Origin of the sequence: Streptomyces sp. NBC_00016 (genome assembly GCF_045040885.1) — a bacterium.
Lineage (GTDB): Bacteria > Actinomycetota > Actinomycetes > Streptomycetales > Streptomycetaceae > Streptomyces > Streptomyces coriariae.
On sequence record NZ_CP108304.1, the window covers coordinates 5,424,701 to 5,442,773 of the forward strand.

At 72.0% G+C, this 18,073-nt stretch carries 19 protein-coding genes; 10 read left to right on the forward strand and 9 right to left on the reverse strand.

What is annotated here, in order from left to right; genetic code table 11:
- Positions 1 to 30 precede the first annotated feature (30 nt).
- Positions 31 to 1,002 (reverse strand): zinc-binding dehydrogenase, encoded by a 972-nt coding sequence (locus OG933_RS24125; protein WP_405628884.1) that lies wholly within the window; start codon positions 1,000 to 1,002, stop codon positions 31 to 33.
- Positions 1,003 to 1,205: 203 nt separating this feature from the next.
- Here OG933_RS24125 and OG933_RS24130 point away from each other — a divergent pair, with 203 nt between their 5' ends.
- The gene (locus OG933_RS24130) at positions 1,206 to 1,922 is read left to right on the forward strand and encodes a pentapeptide repeat-containing protein (protein ID WP_362528532.1); all 717 of its coding nucleotides are present in this window, start codon (positions 1,206 to 1,208) and stop codon (positions 1,920 to 1,922) included.
- Positions 1,923 to 1,969: 47 nt separating this feature from the next.
- Here OG933_RS24130 and OG933_RS24135 read toward each other — a convergent pair whose 3' ends face one another.
- Positions 1,970 to 2,470 carry a hypothetical protein gene (locus OG933_RS24135; protein ID WP_028806929.1) on the reverse strand — a complete coding sequence of 167 codons (501 nt, stop codon included), beginning with the start codon at positions 2,468 to 2,470 and terminating at the stop codon, positions 1,970 to 1,972.
- Positions 2,471 to 2,528: 58 nt separating this feature from the next.
- On the opposite strand from OG933_RS24135, the gene OG933_RS24140 reads away from it, so the two are divergent.
- Positions 2,529 to 3,956 (forward strand): M1 family metallopeptidase, encoded by a 1,428-nt coding sequence (locus OG933_RS24140; RefSeq protein ID WP_362528528.1) that lies wholly within the window; start codon positions 2,529 to 2,531, stop codon positions 3,954 to 3,956.
- A 4-nt stretch (positions 3,957 to 3,960) separates the two neighbouring features.
- Here OG933_RS24140 and OG933_RS24145 read toward each other — a convergent pair whose 3' ends face one another.
- Entirely contained in the window at positions 3,961 to 4,935 is a 975-nt protein-coding gene (locus OG933_RS24145) for a bifunctional GNAT family N-acetyltransferase/NUDIX hydrolase (RefSeq protein WP_362528525.1), read from the reverse strand.
- A gap of 158 nt (positions 4,936 to 5,093) precedes the next feature.
- Here OG933_RS24145 and OG933_RS24150 point away from each other — a divergent pair, with 158 nt between their 5' ends.
- Together OG933_RS24150 and OG933_RS24155 are read left to right on the forward strand one after the other, a co-directional pair.
- Positions 5,094 to 5,672, forward strand: a complete 579-nt coding sequence (locus tag OG933_RS24150) for a carboxymuconolactone decarboxylase family protein (RefSeq protein WP_362528522.1) — start codon at positions 5,094 to 5,096, stop codon at positions 5,670 to 5,672.
- Complete coding sequence (locus OG933_RS24155; protein WP_405628885.1) at positions 5,669 to 6,538, forward strand: RNA polymerase sigma-70 factor; 870 nt, start codon at positions 5,669 to 5,671, stop codon at positions 6,536 to 6,538. The genes OG933_RS24150 and OG933_RS24155 overlap by 4 nt, the downstream gene beginning before the upstream one ends.
- A gap of 63 nt (positions 6,539 to 6,601) precedes the next feature.
- On the opposite strand, the gene OG933_RS24160 is transcribed toward OG933_RS24155, so the two are convergent.
- Positions 6,602 to 7,177 carry a TerD family protein gene (locus OG933_RS24160; RefSeq protein WP_020130301.1) on the reverse strand — a complete coding sequence of 192 codons (576 nt, stop codon included), beginning with the start codon at positions 7,175 to 7,177 and terminating at the stop codon, positions 6,602 to 6,604.
- 199 nt (positions 7,178 to 7,376) lie between these two features.
- Here OG933_RS24160 and arfB point away from each other — a divergent pair, with 199 nt between their 5' ends.
- Positions 7,377 to 7,814 (forward strand): alternative ribosome rescue aminoacyl-tRNA hydrolase ArfB, encoded by a 438-nt coding sequence (arfB, locus tag OG933_RS24165; RefSeq protein ID WP_362528516.1) that lies wholly within the window; start codon positions 7,377 to 7,379, stop codon positions 7,812 to 7,814.
- A 135-nt stretch (positions 7,815 to 7,949) separates the two neighbouring features.
- Positions 7,950 to 8,813 (forward strand): sigma-70 family RNA polymerase sigma factor, encoded by an 864-nt coding sequence (locus tag OG933_RS24170; protein ID WP_405628886.1) that lies wholly within the window; start codon positions 7,950 to 7,952, stop codon positions 8,811 to 8,813.
- 70 nt (positions 8,814 to 8,883) lie between these two features.
- Here OG933_RS24170 and OG933_RS24175 read toward each other — a convergent pair whose 3' ends face one another.
- Positions 8,884 to 9,360: a GNAT family N-acetyltransferase gene (locus tag OG933_RS24175; protein ID WP_054243893.1), complete on the reverse strand. Its 477-nt coding sequence runs from the start codon at positions 9,358 to 9,360 to the stop codon at positions 8,884 to 8,886.
- Between the two features lie 50 nt (positions 9,361 to 9,410).
- Positions 9,411 to 10,001 carry a flavin reductase family protein gene (locus OG933_RS24180; protein WP_362528510.1) on the reverse strand — a complete coding sequence of 197 codons (591 nt, stop codon included), beginning with the start codon at positions 9,999 to 10,001 and terminating at the stop codon, positions 9,411 to 9,413.
- 365 nt (positions 10,002 to 10,366) lie between these two features.
- On the opposite strand from OG933_RS24180, the gene cdgB reads away from it, so the two are divergent.
- Together cdgB and OG933_RS24190 are read left to right on the forward strand one after the other, a co-directional pair.
- Complete coding sequence (cdgB, locus tag OG933_RS24185) at positions 10,367 to 12,034, forward strand: diguanylate cyclase CdgB (RefSeq protein ID WP_267022477.1); 1,668 nt, start codon at positions 10,367 to 10,369, stop codon at positions 12,032 to 12,034.
- A 120-nt stretch (positions 12,035 to 12,154) separates the two neighbouring features.
- Complete coding sequence (locus tag OG933_RS24190) at positions 12,155 to 13,105, forward strand: carbohydrate-binding protein (RefSeq protein ID WP_362528507.1); 951 nt, start codon at positions 12,155 to 12,157, stop codon at positions 13,103 to 13,105.
- 10 nt (positions 13,106 to 13,115) lie between these two features.
- Here the strand turns inward: OG933_RS24190 and OG933_RS24195 are convergent, their stop codons facing one another.
- From OG933_RS24195 to OG933_RS24205, 3 genes are all read right to left on the reverse strand, one after another.
- Complete coding sequence (locus OG933_RS24195) at positions 13,116 to 14,045, reverse strand: 1-phosphofructokinase family hexose kinase (RefSeq protein ID WP_405628887.1); 930 nt, start codon at positions 14,043 to 14,045, stop codon at positions 13,116 to 13,118.
- A 136-nt stretch (positions 14,046 to 14,181) separates the two neighbouring features.
- Entirely contained in the window at positions 14,182 to 15,363 is a 1,182-nt protein-coding gene (gene nagA, locus OG933_RS24200) for an N-acetylglucosamine-6-phosphate deacetylase (protein ID WP_362528501.1), read from the reverse strand.
- Positions 15,363 to 16,304 carry an ROK family protein gene (locus OG933_RS24205; protein ID WP_362528498.1) on the reverse strand — a complete coding sequence of 314 codons (942 nt, stop codon included), beginning with the start codon at positions 16,302 to 16,304 and terminating at the stop codon, positions 15,363 to 15,365. The genes nagA and OG933_RS24205 overlap by 1 nt, the downstream gene beginning before the upstream one ends.
- 215 nt (positions 16,305 to 16,519) lie before the next feature.
- On the opposite strand from OG933_RS24205, the gene OG933_RS24210 reads away from it, so the two are divergent.
- Together OG933_RS24210 and OG933_RS24215 are read left to right on the forward strand one after the other, a co-directional pair.
- Entirely contained in the window at positions 16,520 to 17,755 is a 1,236-nt protein-coding gene (locus OG933_RS24210; RefSeq protein WP_405628888.1) for an ABC transporter substrate-binding protein, read from the forward strand.
- Positions 17,756 to 17,806: 51 nt separating this feature from the next.
- Positions 17,807 to 18,052, forward strand: coding sequence for a DUF3263 domain-containing protein (locus tag OG933_RS24215; RefSeq protein ID WP_020130290.1), 246 nt, complete (start codon positions 17,807 to 17,809; stop codon positions 18,050 to 18,052).
- Positions 18,053 to 18,073 lie beyond the last annotated feature (21 nt).

The window sequence follows — 18,073 nt, forward strand, 5'->3', positions numbered from 1 at the left end:
CGCATCCCTGGGCCGGCTGCCACTGGTGGGTCATGGGACCAGGACGACCTTTCCCACCGTTCCGCGGGTCTCCAGCGCCCGGTGCGCGGCGGCGGCCTCGGCGAGCGGGAAGGTCTGCACCGCCGGGGTCAGCCGGCCGGCGGCAGCCTCGGCGAGGGCGCGGAGCTCCAGGGCCCGCAGGCCGCCCGCCTTCTCGATCATCACGGGCCCCAGGACCGATTGGGAGACCCCCTCGACGAAGTAGCCCTTCCCGTCGCGGACGCCCTCGGCGGACCAGCCGAAGACGAGGTGCCTGCCCGCGGGGCCGAGCAGGGCGACGGCCGCACGGGCGACGTCACCGCCCACCCCGTCGAAGACGACGTCGGCGGTGCGGCCGCCCAGCTGGGCGCGGACCTTGGCGGGCCAGGCGGTCTGCGTGTAGTCGACGGCGGGATCGGCGCCGTTCGCCGCGACCCGGGCCACCTTCTCCGGCCCGCCGGCCAGCCCGACGACGGTCGCGCCCGCGTTCTTGGCGTACTGCACCAGGAGCGTGCCGAGGCCGCCCGCGGCCGCGGTGACCACGGCGACGGACCCGGGCCCGAGCTCGGCGAACTGGAGGATCCCCAGCGCCGTACGGCCGGTGCCGATCATGGCGACGGCCTGGGCGGGATCCAGGTTCGGCGGGATCTCGTGCACACGGTCGACGTCGGTGACGGCACGTTCGGCGTACCCGCCGGGCGCGAAGCCGAGATGGGCGACGACGCGCCTGCCGAGCCAGCTGTCGGGGGTGCCCTCGCCGACCGCCTCGACCACGCCGGCGATCTCCCGGCCGGGGATCGTGGGGAGGGTCGTCGGCGTGGGGGCGGGGCCCTGGAGGCCCTCACGCAGGGCGGTGTCCAGGAGGTGGACGCCCACGGCCTCGACGGTGACACGGACCTGGCCGGGGCCGGGCACCGGGTCGGCGACCTCCTCGTAGCGGAGGTTCTCGGCGGGACCGAAGGCGTGGAGGCGGATGGCGTGCATGGTGATCCCCCGTGGGTGGTGGGTCGTGGGTGATGGGTGAGGAGCGGCGGGTCGGGGACGGGCTGTTGCCCGACTGCTCCCACCCTTCAACCTGAACCTTGCTTGAGGTCAAGGGCTTTCCGGCTGCCGGGGAGGGGATGGGGGGAGCGGCGGGGAGGGGAGGGGCCAGGGGGATTGTCAGTGGTGGGGTGCAGCATGGGGGCATGGCGAGGACTGGGACCGGGAGAACCGGCAGGGCCGGCGGCGGCACCGGCGGCAGGGCCGCTGCGGCGGTGAAGGGTGCGCGGCGTCCGGAGGTGCGGCTGCCGCCCCTCGACCCGTACCGGGGCGGGGGGCTGGAGCCCGACGGCGACTACGACGGCGTGGAGTTCCGTGAGCTGGACCTCGCCGGGCAGGACGGCGGGGGCGCCCGCTTCATGGACTGCGCCCTGACGGGCTGCGCGCTGGACGAGACACGGCTGCGCCACACCCGCTTCCTCGACTCGGTCCTCACCGGCATCCGGGGCGTCGGCACCGACCTGGCGGAGGCGACCCTGCGCGATGTGGAGCTGCTCGACGCCCGCCTGGGCGGCACCCAGTTGCACGGCGCCGTCCTGGAACGGGTCGTGATCCGCGGCGGCAAGATCGACTACCTGAACCTGCGGCAGGCGCGGCTGCGGGACGTGGTCTTCGAGTCGTGCGTCCTGGTGGAGCCGGACTTCGGCGGGGCCCGCCTGGAGCGGGTCGAGTTCGTCGACTGCGCCCTGAAGTCCGCCGACTTCACCGCGGCGACCCTGGCGGACGTGGACCTGCGCGGAGCGGTGGAACTGGGCCTCGCGGGAGGCGTGGACCGGCTGTCCGGCGCGGTGATCAGCGCGGCCCAACTACTCGATCTGGCACCCGTGTTGGCTGCCGAGCTGGGGCTCAGGGTGGAGGGCTAGGGCGTGTCCGACCATTCCCGCCGGGCGCGCGACCGGTCGGACACGCCCTAGCGCACCCGGGGGAAGCGGGCTTGCAACGTCCAGATCGCCGGGTTCTCGGCCAGGTCCTCGTGCAGGTCGCTCAGGTCGGCGAGGAGGTCGTGCAGGAAGTCGCGGGCCTCGCGGCGCAGTTCGGCGTGGGAGAAGGTGAGCGGGGGCTCCTCTGTCGGCATCCAGTCGGCCGTGATGTCCACCCAGCCGAAGCGGCGCTCGAACAGCATGCAGTCGGTGGACTCGGTGAAGTCCAGTTCCGCGTACTGCGGGCGGGAGGCGCGGGAGCCCGCCGGGTCCTGGTCGATCAGCTCCACGATGTCGCACAGCGCCCACGCGAAGTCCAGTACCGGCACCCATCCCCAGGCTGTGGACACCTCACGGTCCGCCTTGGTGTCGGCGAGGTAGACGTCGCCGCAGAACAGGTCGTGGCGGAGGCTGTGGACGTCCGCGCGCCGGTAGTCCTTCTGCGGCGGGTCCGGGAAGCGGTTGGAGAGGGCGTAGCCGATGTCGAGCACGTAGGCGATGGTGTCACGCCCCCGCGCAGGGGCCGGCCGTCCCCATAAGATCACTGACATGTCCCGATCCGTGCGTCTTGTTCCGGCGGCGGCCGCCGCGGCGCTCCTGCTCGCCCTGACCGCGTGCGACGACGAGGGGGCGCCGGACACCTCGGGCGCCCGGGCCCGGGACGTCTCGGGTGCCCCGGGCGTCGGCGATCCGTACTTCCCGAAGGCGGGCAACGGCGGCTACGACGTCTCCCACTACGGCCTCACCCTCGCCTACACCCCCGACGGCAACCGGCTCACCGGCACCGCCGTCGTCACCGCCCGTGCGACCGAGGACCTCGCCGCCTTCGACCTGGACCTCGCGGGCATGAAGGTCGAGGAGGTGACCGTCGGGGGCGACACGGCCGGCTTCCGCCGGGACGGTCAGGAGCTGATCGTCCGGCCGCCCGGCGCCCTGTCCGACGGGGAGACCTTCGAGGTCCGGGTCCGCTACTCCGGCAGCCCGCGGACGATCACCGACCCGGACGGCTCGAAGGAGGGCTGGCTGCGCACCGCGGACGGAGCGCTCGCCCTCGGTGAGCCGACCGGTTCCATGGCCTGGTTCCCCGGCAACCACCACCCCTCCGACAAGGCGTCGTACGACATCGCCGTCACCGTCCCGAAGGGCCTGACGGCCGTCTCCAACGGCGAGTTGCGCGGTGCGAGGACGGCGGACGACGGCCGCACGACCTTCACCTGGCACACGGCCGAACCGATGGCGAGCTATGTGGCGACCCTCGCGATCGGCCGCTACACCGTCACCCGCTCCGCGACCGAGGGCGGGCTGCCGGTGTACGTCGCCGTGGACCCGTCCCAGGTGACCGCGAGCCGCGAGGTGCTCGCCCGGCTCCCCGAGGTCATGGAATGGGCGGAGAACAACTTCGGCCCCTACCCGTTCTCCTCCACCGGCGCGATCGTCGACCGCCCCGAGGACGCCGAATACGCCCTGGAGACCCAGAACCGTCCCGTCTACCCCGGCGCCCCGGACACCGCGACCCTCGTCCACGAGACCGCCCACCAGTGGTTCGGCGACTCCGTCACGCCGAAGAGCTGGCAGGACATGTGGCTCAACGAGAGCCTGGCGACCTACGCCGAGTGGCTGTGGACGGAGGACGAGGGCGGCGCCACGGCGGAGGAGACCTTCACGGAGCTGTACGACCACGGCGAGGAAGAGTACGAGGACCTGTGGGCGTTCCCGCCCGCGAAGCCGACGAGCGCGGCACACGTCTCCGACACCCCCGTCTACCAGCGCGGCGCGATGGTGATCCACCGCATCCGCCGGACCGTCGGCGACGACACCTTCTACGACATCGTCCAGGGCTGGGCCGCCGCCCACCGCCACGGCAGCGCCGACACCGACGACTTCACGGCGTTCGTGGAGAAGCAGGCGCCGGACGAGGACTTCGACGAGATCTGGGCGGACTGGCTGTACGGGGAGGGCAAACCCGCCCGCCCGTGAGCCGTCACGCCGGTCCCGGACGACGGTGGCCGCTCTCCGCCTCCCACGCGTCGAGCAGCGGGGCGAGACCGGGCGGCCACACCGGCTCCGCCTCCCGTGCGAGCTCCTCGCGCGTCCACCAGCGCCAGCCGAGGATGCCGTCCGTGGCGTGGGAGGCCGCGAGGCCGGGCCCGCCGGGTTCGCGACGCGGGCCGGGGGAGACGTAGATGTGCTCGTGCTGGGTCACGAGGATGCCCATGCGGGTGAAGTCGTGTTCCCAGGTGCACAGCAGGGGGCCCGGTTCCAGGTCCGCCCACCCGGTCTCCTCGCGCAGTTCGCGCAGCGCCCCCTCGCGCGGCGACTCGCCCTCCTCCAGGCCGCCGCCGGGCAGCGCCCAGTGCATGCCGGCGTCGGCGTTGTGGTACCGGAAGAGGAGGACGGCGCCCTGCGGATCGACGACGGCGACCCGGCCCGCACGGCGGGACCTGCGCAGCGGCTTGCGCAGCACGGCGCACGGACGGCCGAGTTGCAGGTCGGGCCGGTGCCCGACGACCCGGTACCCGAGCGCGGTCCAGAAGGCGAGCCCCTCGGGGTTGGCGTCGAGCACGGCGAGCCGCAGGGCATCGCGGCCGGCCTCCCGGAAGCGGTCCTCGACCTGCCGGACGATCCGCCCGCCGTGGCCCTGCCCCTGCACGGCCGCGTCCACCATCAGCAACCCGACCCACGGATCGGGATCGGCCGGGTCGGGATGCCGGTCGAGGGTGACCACGACCCCGACCAGCCGCCCCTGACTGCGGGCGAGCAGCACCTCCACACCCTCGTGCGCCAACTCCCGCGCGAGCGCCGCCGCCACCTGCTCCGGCCGGATGTCGTCCGGATCCGGGAAGTCACCGCTGAGGGCGTGGAACGCGTGCTGGGAGGCGTAGAGCGCGGTGAGTTCGGTGAGCAGGGGCGCGGGGATGTCGTGGTCGGGAGTGAGGGGGAGGGGGTCGAGAAGCATGGGAAGCACGCTAGTCGGCGCACCCGGTCCGACGGGTCTCCCGCCGGCTTGTCACATCCCCGGGACCGGCGGTGTCTTCATGCCGAACACATTGCGCAGGCCGAGCGGGCCGCACCGGCCGAGGCGGCCGAAGCGGCCACCGACACAGGGAGAACACCGTGACACCGCGTATGCCGAAGGCGGAGCTTCCCGCCGAGTTGAAGGAGAACCTGATCAAGCAGTTCGGCGCACTGCCCGAGCCCGTGGAGGTGGGGTTCAACAACCCCGCGGTCGCCATGGCCACCTTGGAGTTCGGGGCGAAGGCGGCTGAGTGGGACACGGCCGACGAGAGCCTCAAGACCTTCGCGCACATGGCCGTCGCGGCGCAGGTCGGCTGCAGCTGGTGCCTCGACGTCAACTACTTCGCGGCGCTGAACCGGAACCTGGACCTGGTCAAGGCGAGCCAGGTGCCGCGCTGGCGGGAGGCGGACGTGTTCACGCCGCTGGAGCGGGACGTGCTGGAGTACGCCGAGGCGATGACGAACACGCCGCCGACCGTCACCGACGAGCTGTCCGCGCGTCTGCTCGACCGGCTCGGCCGGGCGGCACTGGTCGAGATCACCGTGCTCATCGGCTTCGCCAACCTGTCGGCCAGGACCAACGCGGCGCAGGGGGTCACCTCGCAGGGCTACTCGGACGCGTGCGACATTCCGCTGGCCGCGCGCCCCGGGCAGTCCCCGGTGGCGTCCACGGCATGACCGGGGCCCCCTTTGTCGCCCACCGCGGCCTGCTGTTCACGGTCGCCTACGAGATGCTCGGGTCGGCGGCTGACGCCGAGGACGTGCTTCAGGAGTCCTGGCTGCGGTGGGCCGAGGTGGACCACACCCAGGTGCGTGACCCGCGGGCGTACCTCGTCCGCATCGTCACGCGGCAGGCTCTCAACCGGCTGCGCGCGTTGTCGCGCAGCCGGGAGGACTACGTGGGCGAGTGGCTGCCGGAGCCGCTGCTGACCAGCCCCGACGTCGCCGAGGACGTCGAACTCGCGGAGAGCGTCTCGATCGCGATGCTGACCGTGCTGGAGACGCTCGGGCCGACGGAGCGGGCGGTGTTCGTGCTTCGTGAGGTCTTCGACCTGCCGTACGGCGAGATCGCCGGGGCGACGGGCAAGTCCGTGGCCGCGGTACGCCAGATCGCGCGGCGGGCCCGCGAGCACGTGGCGGCCCGGCGGCCGCGGATGCGGGTGAGCCGGACGGAGCAGCGGGCCGTGATGGAGCGGTTCCTGGCCTCGCTGCGCACCGGGCGGTTGCAGGAGCTGATGGAGGTCCTGGCGCCGGACGTGGTGATGATCGCCGACGGCGGTGGGATCGCGGCGGCGGCGCTGGCTCCGGTGTGTGGAGCCGCGCAGGTGGCGGCGGTGCTCGCGCGCGCGAACCAGTTGGTGGCGGGAGCCTGCGAGACGACGACCGTGTGGCTCAACGGCGCGCCCGCGGGCCGGATCGACATCGACGGCGAGCCGACCGCGGTGAGTGTCGTGGTGGAGAACGGCCTGGTCACCCGGGTCTATCTGATGAGGAACCCGCGGAAGCTGACCCGGCTGGACGAACCGGCCGAACTCGCCAGGTAGGCCGCGGAGCCCCCGGCCTGGTGGCCGAGGGCTCCGATGAGGCGTGCGCGTGGGCGCAGGACGTCAGACGCTGACGCCGAAGTCCTGGGCGATGCCCACGAGGCCCGAGGCGTAGCCCTGGCCGACGGCGCGGAACTTCCACTCCGCGCCGTTGCGGTAGAGCTCGCCGAAGACCATGGCCGTCTCGGTGGCCGCGTCCTCCGAGAGGTCGTAGCGGGCGATCTCGGCGCCGCCGGCCTGGTTGACGATACGGATGTAGGCGTTGCGGACCTGGCCGAAGTTCTGCGAGCGGTTCTCCGCGTCGTAGATCGAGACCGGGAAGACGATCTTGTCGATGTCGGCCGGGAGACCGGCCAGGTTGACGTTGATCGCCTCGTCGTCGCCCGCGCCCTCGCCGGTGCGGTTGTCGCCGGTGTGGACGATGGTCTGGTCCGGCGTCTGCTTGTTGTTGAAGAAGACGAAGTGACCGTCGGAGTAGACCTTGCCCTGGGGGTTGACCGCGATCGCCGAGGCGTCGAGGTCGAAGTCCGTGCCGGTGGTGGTGCGGACGTCCCAGCCGAGGCCCACGGTGACGGCGGTCAGGCCCGGAGCCTCCTTGGTGAGCGAGACGTTGCCACCCTTGGACAGGCTTACAGCCATGGTTGGGAGTCCTTCCCTCGTTGCGTACGGCTTCGTACGGGGCTTCGTACGGGCACGAAGCTACAGCTATCCCTATGAACGCAGCGAAGGGTGCTCAAGGTTCCCCGCCACTCCGCGTTTCTTTACTTTCTTTACCAAGATGACCGCGCGGCGGGTTCCGGGGATATTCGCGTGACGTGGGGGCGGCGCGAGCGGGAACATGGTGGGCATGTCTGGTCCCTATGTCGTCCGCGGCTCCGTCTCGCTTCCCGAGGCCGAGCTCATGTGGCGTTTCTCGCGGTCTTCGGGGCCGGGCGGGCAGCACGTCAACACCAGTGACTCGCAGGTGGAGCTCCGCTTCGACGTCGCGGGCACCGAGGCGCTGCCCGAGGTGTGGAAGGCGCGGGCGCTCGAGCGGCTGGCCGGCCGGCTCGTCGACGGCGTCGTCACCGTCCGCGCCTCCGAGCACCGCTCCCAGTGGCGCAACCGCGAGACCGCCGCCGTGCGCCTCGCCGCCCTCCTCGCCGAGGCCACCGCCCCGCCGCCCAAGCCGCGCCGGCCGACCCGGATCCCGCGCGGGATCAACGAGCGCCGGCTGCGGGAGAAGAAGCAGCGCTCGCAGACGAAGCGGGGCCGGAACGGACGAGACTGGGGCTGACCGGGCTGACCGGACGGGATCGTTCCTGACTGGTATTGATCGAATTTCCCGGCACCTTGCGTGCGTGTGTCACATCTCGGGCGCGACATCCGTCAGTTACATGACAGTCAATCGCGACCGGGGATGTGACGAACGATGGCAACAGATGACGCCGAATTCCTCGCTGAGCGCTTCGAAGCGCACCACAGCCGCCTGCATGCTGTCGCGCACCGCATGCTCGGGTCCGCCATCGAGGCCGACGACGCCGTGCAGGAGGCGTGGGTACGGCTCAGCCGGAGCGAGAGCGAGAGCGCGGGCAGGGAGATCGACAACATGGCGGGCTGGCTGACGACCGTCGTCGGCCGGGTCTGCCTGGACATGCTGCGCTCGCGCCGCTCACGCGCCGAGGAGCCGCTGGACGACTGGGCGCCGGCCCCGTCGTGCGAGGACCCCGACCCGGCGCAGGACGCGCTGCTCGCCGACTCCTTGGGCGTCGCGCTGCTCGTCGTCCTGGACACCCTCACCCCCGGCGAGCGGCTGGCGTTCGTGCTGCACGACCTGTTCGGCGTGCGCCACGAGCAGGTCGCGAGCATCGTCGACCGGACCCCGGAAGCCGCCCGGCAGCTCGCGGGCCGGGCCCGGCGCCGGGTGCGGGGCGCACAGGAGCCGGACGTCGATCCCGCCCGGCGGCGCAAGGTCGTCGGCGCCTTCCTGTCCGCCGCGCGGGACGGGGACCTCGTCAAGCTGCTCGCCGTGCTGGACCCGGACGTCGTGGCCCGCTCGGAGGCCGGCGTGGTCGCGGGCGCGACGGCGGTCGCGGCGGTCGCGTCCGGCTTCGCCTTCGTCGGGGCCGTCGTCAGGCCCGCCCTCATCGACGGCGCGACCGGACTGGCGGTGCTGTTCGAGGGCCGGGTGGAGCGAACGCTCGGCTTCGCGTTCGTGCGCGGTGGCCGGATCGCCGTGATCGACGTCGTGGCCGACCTCGATCGCATCTCCGAACTGGAGGTGGAGCTGCTCTAGTTCCGAAGGCGGGCCCCGGGGCGGGAAGGCGTCTCCGGGGCCGGAAGGCGGGCTCCGGGGCCGGGGGCGGCTAGTCCAGGGCGAGGACGCCGACCGTCTCTCCCTCGCTGGTCTCGCCGTTCTTCCGGAAGCCCAGCCCGAGATAGAAGTCCGCGGGACCGTTCTCGCCCTCGTGCCAGGTCACGTACATCTCCTCGGTGCCCCGGCGGCGCAGTTCCGCGGCCACGGACCGCACGGCGAACCGGCCGTAACCGCGGCCCTGTTCACCGGCGGCGATGTTCAGCCGCCACAGTCCGGAGCGGATCGGGCCGCCGTCGCCGCGCCCGTTCCAGTCGATGTCGAGAAAGGCCATCAGAAAGCCGACGGCCCGGTCGCCGTCCATGATCAGGCGTGGCCAGGCGACTCCCGCGCGATGGACGTAGGCCTCCGCGAGCGACTGCATCACCGGAGAGACGGCGAACTCCTGGTCGGGGCGGACCCGAATGCCGGTCGCGGCCTCGAAATTCGCGGGAGTGATGATTTCGAGTCGGGGCCCTGAAGTCGTCATGCGGGCACCCTAGGCGGGCCGATCGTCCGGCGGCCACGGCATTTCCGGTGTCACCCCAACTGCCGGTAACGGCCCCGGAAATGCACCAGCGGACCGCCGTCCGCGCTCGGTACCGACGCGGTGAGCACGCGGCCGATCACCAGCGTGTGGTCGCCGGCCGTGATCTGCTGCTCGGTGCGGCACTCCAGGGTCGCCAGGGCGCCGCCGACCAGGGGTGCGCCGGCCACCTCGCCGCGGGTGTACGGGATGTCCTCGAAGAGCAGCCGGTCGCTGATGCGGCCCTTCATGGCGAAGCGGCCGGCGATGTGCCGCTGGCTCTCGGAGAGCACCGAGACCGCCCACAGGGGCTGCTCGTCGAGCAGGTCGTCCATCCGGGAGCCGGTGCGCAGACTGACCAGGACCAACGGCGGGTCCAGGGAGACCGACATGAACGCCGTCGCGGTCATGCCGACGTCCTCGCCGTCCGGCGCCCCGGGGTCGTCCGGGTCGAGGGACGGCTCCCGGGCGGTCACCAGGACCACGCCGTCGGCGAGCCGGGACATGGCGGCGCGGAACTCGTCGTTGCTCACTCCCTCAGCATGCCTGGAGCGGGTCTCGGACACGGTCTTGAGCACAGTCGGCTCGAGTACGTCTGGGGGCATGTCCGAAACGCTAGTGTCCGTCCGGTGCGCGGCGCATCGGACCTCCGCCCGAGTAGGGTCGTAGGACCGTGGACCGATTCCCCCGGCGCCCGATTCCGGTGTCCGTCCGGGCATGTTCGTGCCTGTCCGTGTTCAGGAAACACACAGGAAAACGCGGAAACTCCACTCAAATGTTCATCTTCACCTGTGACTTGAGTCACAAGAAGCATTAATTGTTGACCCTGTGTACCGAGTGGGCAGCGCGCTGTGATTCAGTGGCGGAGGCGTCACAAGGAGACACACACCGACAGCACAGCACCAGAAACGACGTTACGCCGAGAACAACCCTTGATTCGCTGCGAAGTCTCGGGGGGAGGGCGAAACACATGGAGACCGAGTCGGAGCCTTACGTCCGCCTTGCGTCCCTGCGACAGCTGCACCAGGTCATGGCCGACATGAACACGGCCCGCAGCCTGGCCGACACCTTGCAGACCGTCGCCGACGGCGTGGTCACGGCACTCGGGTACGAGCTGGCGTGCGTCAACCTCGTGCGTCCCGACGGCGATCTCGTGGTCGCCGCCTTCGCCGGCAACCCGGCCGCCGAGGCCCTGATCACCGGCCGGGTCGGCTCGCGCGAATCCTGGGACCGGCGCCTCGCCATGGGGGAGACCTGGGGCGACCTGATCTTCATACCCCACACCGAGGGCTGGGTCCTCGACGACGACGACGTGCCCCAGTGGTACACCGACGGGCCCGCGCCCCGCTTCGAGGACGAGTGGCACCCCTCGGACCGTCTCTTCGCCCCCATGTACATGCCCGCCGCCCCCGGCAGCGGAGGCACCTGCGGTGAGCTGATAGGCGTCCTGTCCGTGGACCGGCCGCGCAACGGCCGCCGGCCCGGCGCGTGGGGGCGCGAGGCCCTCCAGATGTACGCCTTCCAGGCCGCCATCGCCATCAGCAACGCGCGTCTACGCGCGAATATGCAGCGGGCACTGGTACGGCTCGAACGCGAGCAGCAGGCCCTGCGCGCCAGTGAGGAAAGCTTCCGGCAGGCCTTCGAGTACGCCCCCTCCGGCATGGCGATAGCCGAGATGGGCGGCGACCAGCACGGTCGGATACTCCGGACCAACGACGCCCTGTGCCGCCTGCTGGGCCGCCCCGCCTCCGCGATGCGCCGCTACTCCTTCTCCGACCTCGTCCACCCCGAGGACATAGGCACCCTGCTCCGCACCTCCGCCGAGGGCGGGCGGGCCGAACTCCGCCTCGGCCGCCGGGACGGCACCTACGTCTGGGTCAGCCTCCGCAACTCCGTCGTGGCCGACGCCGCCGACGGGCCCCGCTTCCTCCTCACCCACGTCGAGGACATAGAGGACCGCAAGCGCCGCGAGCTCCAGCTCGCCCACCGCGCCTCGCACGACTCCCTCACCGGACTGCCGAACTCCGCCGAACTGCGCTCGCGGCTCTCCGCCCGGCTCTGTCAGCGCCCCCAGTCCACCCACCCCGCCGCCGTCGACGCCATGGACACGGCGTACGGCCATGCCGCCTTCGACGCCAACGGGCACGGCTTCGACTACCGGCCCGGCGGCACCGAGTCCTTCGACGGCTACGACCACCATGTGCACACCGCCGCCCCCGAGGAGGGGCGCGACGACGGCACCAAGGGGCTCGCGGTCCTCTTCTGCGACCTCGACGGCTTCAAGTCGATCAACGACCGGTTCGGCCACAACGCCGGCGACGCGGTCCTCATCGAGGTCGCCCGCCGGCTCTCCCGCCAGGTCCGCGACGGCGACACGGTCGCCCGGCTCGGGGGCGACGAGTTCGTGATCCTCGCCGACGGCCTCGGCCGCGCCGACGCGGCCGACCTGGCCGTACGGCTGCGCAACGAGATCATCCAGCCGATCCGCGCCGAGGGCCGGGCCGTGCGGGTGGGCGCGAGCTTCGGTATCGGCTGGGCACATTGCGGGATGACCGCGGACGAAGTGCTGAAGTCCGCCGACGAACGCATGTACGTCGAGAAACGATCTCGTCCCAAACAGCACCGGCGTGCGGGATGATCACCAGGTCAGCGAGCTGATGCGATCAGAGTCACCTGTTTGGGCCATCCGGAGCGGGTAGGCTCGCCAGTCTGACCGCACCATCGCATCCGACCCGCACTTGCTGAGGAGTACCAAGGGATGACGTCCGGCAACAACGGCGCGAGTACGCCCGAGGACGACGACCCGTTCGGCTACCTCTACGCCGACGGCCAGGCCAACGGCGCGCAGCCGCCGTCCGGTGGTGGCTACGGCTACCCCAACTCGGTCAGCAGAGTGCGCGCGGTCGGCGAGCGCCAGTACGGACAGCAGCAGACCGCGCAGTACGGGCAGCAGCCGACGATGCCTCAGCAGCAGGGCACGTACGGCCAGCCGAACGCGCACTACGCCGCGCCCGAGAACTTCGGTGGCGGCGGCCCCTCCACCGGCCGTCAGCCCGCGCAGAACGGCGGCGGCCGCGGCCGCGGCCCCAACACCAAGGGGCTGCTGATCGGCGCGGTCGCGGTGGTCGCCGCGGTCGTGATCGGCATCGCGGTGGCCATGGCGAACGGCGACGACGGCTCCGACGACAACAAGGCGAGCGACCAGCCCGCCACCTCGGCCTCCGCCTCCGCGAGCCCCTCGCCCAGCGAGTCGGCCGGCGACGACGAGAACAAGGCCGAGATCCCGCCGGTGGACGCGAAGGCGCTGAACCTCGGCGGCAGCGCCGCCCTGGCCTCGGACGTCGAGGGCGCGCAGGCGGCCGGCGGGGTCTACGTCGGCAACCTCAACCAGGTCGGCAACTCGGTCACCTGGACGGTCAACGGCGTCCCGTCGGACGGCGATTACACCCTCTTCGCGCACTACAGCGTGCCGGGTGAAGACCAGGAGATGACGCTCACGGTCAACGGCAAGACCTTCGGCAGCAAGTTCCCCCTCAAGAACTACGCCAAGGGGCCCGCCGGCGACTTCGTCAAGGGCTGGACGACGAGCTACACGTATCCCACGCTCACCAAGGGCACCAACACGCTCACCCTCTCCTGCCAGGACGGCGACAAGTGCAACGTCCTGCTGGACCAGTTGTGGGTGAAGTCGGGCCACGTCAAGAGGTGAGCCCGCGGGTTCAGGCCGCGGTGATCTCCGCGGCCACCGTGATCCGGCCGAGCAGCTCCTCGTAGGCGGCGCGGTCGAACTCGCCCGCCGCCGGGGCCGCCACGGTCGCCGCCGACAGGGCCACCGCGCGGGACAGGCGGTCCGGCCAGGGGAGGCGTTCCACCAGGCCGGACAGCAGGCCCGCGACCGCCGAGTCGCCCGCGCCGGCCGGATTGCCGTGGACGCGGCGTGGCGGGGCGGCGCGCCAGCGGCCCTCCGGGGTGACCGCGAGGAACCCTTCGGCGCCCAGCGAGGCCACGACGGCGTGCGCGCCGCGCCTTCGCGCGTCCCGGGTTGCCTGCAACGGCTCGTGCGAACCGGTGAGTTCGGCCAGTTCGATGGCGTTCGGCTTGACGATGTCCGGGCGGGCGGCGACCCCGCGGCGCAACGGCTCTCCGCTCGTGTCCAGCAGCACGGGGACACCCGCGGCCCGTGCCCGCCGCACCAGGACCGCGTACGCGCCCACCGGCACCCCCGGCGGCAGACTGCCGCACAGGGCCACCGCGTCGGCGCCGGCGAGCAGTCCCTCGTACGCCTCCTGGAACGCGGACCACTCGGCCGGCGCGATCACCGGGCCGGGTTCGTTCAGCTGGGTCGTGTCGCCGGTGCGGGCGTCGACGACCGCGACCGTGCGGCGGGTGGCCCCGGCGACCGGGACGAGGGCGTCCACGATCCCGGTCACGGCGGTGAGCCTTTCCTGTACGACCCGGCCGGTGGGGCCGCCCACGAAACCGGTCGCCGTCACCTCGTGGCCGAGGGCGGCCAGCACCCGGGCGACGTTCAGCCCCTTGCCGCCGGGCCGTTCCCGCACGTCGGTCACCCGGTGCGAGGCGTGCGGCCGCAGCGCGGGCACGCGATAGGTGAGGTCGAGAGCGGTGTTCAGGGTGACGGTGAGGATCACCTGGCGGCCTCCCCCGGCTGGCGTGCGTACATGAACGGTTCCGGAACTTTCCCGCTTCCGGAGGCCTGATCATGCCAAAGAGACGGCGACCGGCCCAGTGCGCGGGTCGGCCACCGTTCCTGTGCGGGGGGACGTTTCAGGCCAGTTGGGGATCCACCACCCAATCCCCCTTGCGCATCACGCCCTTGAGCTCGAAGTTCTCGTCCAGCAGGACCAGGTCGGCGTCCTTGCCGGGTTCCAGCGAGCCCACCCTGTCGTCGATGCCCAGCAGCCGTGCCGGATTGGCGGACAGCGCGGCGACGACGTCCTCGACCGGCAGCCGGTCGATCGTCACCGCCCGCTGGAAGGCGCGGTCCTGGGTGAGCGTGGAGCCCGCGATCGAGCCGCCCTCCACCAGCCGGGCGACGCCCTCGCTGACCTCGACCTCCAGCGGACCGAGCAGATAGCGGCCGTCGCCGATGCCGGCCGCGTCCATCGCGTCCGTGATGAACGCCACCCGGCCCGGGCCCGCGTGACGGAACGCCAGCTCCAGGGCGGCCGGGTGCAGGTGCGTGCCGTCGTTGATGAGCTCGACCGTCACCCGCTCGTCCTCCAGGAGCGCGGCGATCGGCCCGGGGCTGCGGTGGCCGAGCGGCGGCATCGCGTTGAAGAGGTGGGTGGCGACGGTGGCTCCGGCCTCGATGGCCTGAACCGTCTGCTCGTACGTCGCGTCCGTGTGCCCGACGGCGGCGATCACGCCGTGCTCGGCGAGCAGTCGTACGGAGTCCAGGCCGCCCGGGAGTTCCGTCGCGAGGGTGACCATGCTCGCCCGGCCGCGCGCCGCGTCGATCAGCTTGCGCACCTCCGCAGGGTCGGGGTCGCGCAGCAGCGCCTCGGAGTGCGCGCCCTTGCGGCACGGCGAGATGAAGGGGCCCTCGAAGTGGATGCCGGCCAGGTCGCCCTGCTCGGCCAGCTCGCTCAGCAGGCCGGCCTGACGGACCAGGAAGTCCATCTCGTCGGTGACGGTCGAGGCGACGAGGGTGGTGGTGCCGTGCAGCCGGTGGGTGTGGATGGCCTTCAGGACGTCCTCGGCCGTGCCGGAGAAGGAGGCTCCGCCGCCGCCGTGGTTGTGCAGGTCGATGAAGCCGGGGACCAGCCAGTGGCCCGTGACGTCGAGGACGTCCCCGTGCGGGGCCTCGGCCGCGATTTTCGTGCCGTCGATCGTGAGGCGGCCGTCGGGAACCGTGCCCGTCGGCAGTACCACCCTGGCGCCGATGAGTACCTGCGGGCGCGTCGTGGGTCGTTGCGCAGTTCCCCGCGCCCCTAGGGGGGTGGCCATCAGGGTGTTACCTCCATACCGTCGGTTGTGTTGAGGAGATCCCAGGCCAGGAGGCCCGCGCCCAGGCAGCCGGCGGTGTCGCCCAGGGCCGCCGGCACGATCTCCGGCAGCTTCTGGAAGGTCACCCGTCGGCGGACCGCGTCCCGTAGGGGCGTGAACAAGGTTTCCCCCGCCTCGGCGAGGCCGCCACCGATGACGAGCGTGCGGGGGTCCAGCAGGGTGAGGGCGGTGACCAGGCCGTCGGCGAGCGCGTCCACGGCCGTCTGCCAGACCCGGACGGCGTTCGGGTCGCCGGACGTGACGGCCTTCGCGCAGTCCGCGGCGTCCGCCTCCGGGTCCCCGCAGGCCGCCGCCCATGCCTCGCTGACCGCCGCGGCCGACGCGAAGCGCTCCAGACAGCCGTGCTGTCCGCACGGACACGGGGTTCCGCCGGGCCGTACGACGATGTGGCCGATCTCGCCCGCGAAGCCGTGGGCGCCCGCCTCCACCCGGCCGTCGACGCCGATGGCGCCCGCGATGCCGGTGCCCAGCGCCACGAACAGGAACCGGTCCGCGCCCCGGCCCGCGCCGATCCGGCCCTCGGCGAGGCCGCCGGTGCGCACGTCGTGCCCGAGGGCGACGGGAGCGCCGAGGCGGTCGGCGAGCAGTGCGCGCAGGGGTACGTCCCGCCAGCCCAGGTTGGCCGCGTAGGCGGCGACGCCGTTCGCCTCGTCGACGATGCCGGGCACGGCCACGCCCGCCGCGGACGCGGGCTCGCCGAACTGCCGGGCGCCGTGTTCGCGCAGCTCGGCGGCGAAGTCGAGGATGCCGGCGACGACCGCGTCGGGTCCGCGCTCACGGCCGGTGGGCCGGCGGGCCCGGTGCAGCAGTGCGCCGTCCGCGCCGACCAGGGCGGCCTTCATCCCGGTGCCGCCCACGTCCAGGGCGATGACATGTCTCACGGGGACAGTGTGGACCGAGGACCCGCGAGAGGTCTAGTCCACTCGCGGGTTGTGGGGGTACCGTGCCGCCCCGGAGGCCGAAAGAGGTCTAGTCCACATGGGTGGTGTAGACCTTAATCCGCATAGCGGTCCATTGGTATGATCAATCAGTTGGGAGCGTCACGGTGCAGCGGCGGGCACGGAAGTCAGGAACGATCACGGGTGCGGTCGCGGGGGTGTCGGCCCTCGGCATGGCCGCGGTCCTCACCGGCTGCGGACTCTCCGGAGACTCCGACGACGTCACGCTGAGACTCGTCGCCGCCGACTACGGCGACAGCAGCGCCAACAGTTCGAAGAAGTACTGGGACAAGCTCGTCGAGGGTTACGAGAAGGACCACCCCGGCGTCACCGTCGACGTGAGCGTCTACTCCTGGAACGACGTGGACGCCAAGGTCAAGGCGATGGTCGACGCGGGCGAGGCCCCCGACATGGCCCAGATCGGCGCGTACGCCGACTACGCGGCCGCCGACCTGCTCTACAAGGTGAGCGATGTGCTCTCCATCCCCGTCGAGGCCGACTTCGTGTCCCAGCTCGCCAACGCGGGCGAGGTGCACGGGGTCCGGTACGGCATGCCGTTCGCCTCCTCCACGCGGCTGCTGTTCTACAACAAGACCCTCTTCGCCAAGGCCGGCCTGACCCCGCCGACCACCTGGGCCGAGCTCGCCGAGGACGCGAAGGCGCTCAAGGACGAGGGCGTGAAGTACCCGTACGCGCTGCCCCTCGGATCCGAGGAGGCGCAGGCCGAGACCCTCCAGTGGCTGCTCAGCGGCGGGGGCGGCTACACCCAGACCGTCAGCGCCTACAGCATCGACTCCACCGAGAACGTCGAGACCTTCGACTGGCTGAAGGACGACCTGGTCGGCAAGGGCCTCACCGGGCCGGTCGCGCCGGACAAGCTGAACCGGGCCGCCGCGTTCGCCGCGTTCGCCGCCGGCGACGTGGGCATGCTCAACGGGCACCCCTCGCTGATGAAGGCGGCCGCGAGCAAGGGCGTGAAGTTCGGCATGGTGCCGATGCCCGGCGTCGCCGGCCCGACCAAGGTCTCCATGGGCGTCGCCGACTGGATGACCGCCTTCAAGCAGAACGGACACGCCGAGCAGGTCGGCGACTTCCTCGACTACGTCTACAGCGAGAAGAACGTGCTGGACTTCTCCCGCGAGTACGACCTGCTGCCGGTCACCAACTCGGCCTCCCAGGTCATGGGCGCGGCCAAGGAGGACGCCGACCTCAAGCCGTTCCTCGACCAGCTCCCGCTCTCCGAGACCTACCCCGTCGGACGGACCTCCTGGGCGAAGGTCAGCGCGGAGATCAAGCAGCGGATCGGCCGGGCCGTGACCGCGAACGGCGACCCGGCCGGCGTACTGGGCGAACTCCAGACCACGGCCACGACGCTGGACGCCGGCACCGGCTGACGAGCCGGCCGGCGCTGGGCCGCTGTCGGTGCCGGGCGTTACCGTGCGGACATGGAGCGGCGAGCGGAAGCGGACGGGCTGGGGGCGGGGGAGCGGGGCATCCTCGCCCTGGAGCGGCGCGGGTTCTCCGGCCCCGGCGCGAAGGAACGGGCGATACGCGAGGAACTGGACCTGTCCCCGGTCCGCTACTACCAACTCCTCAACGCCCTCCTGGACGACCCCCGCGCCCTCGCCCACGACCCGGTCACGGTGAACAGATTGCGCAGGGTGCGGGAGGCGAGGCGGGGGGAGCGCTAGCCGCGGGCGTGCGTTGGTTAT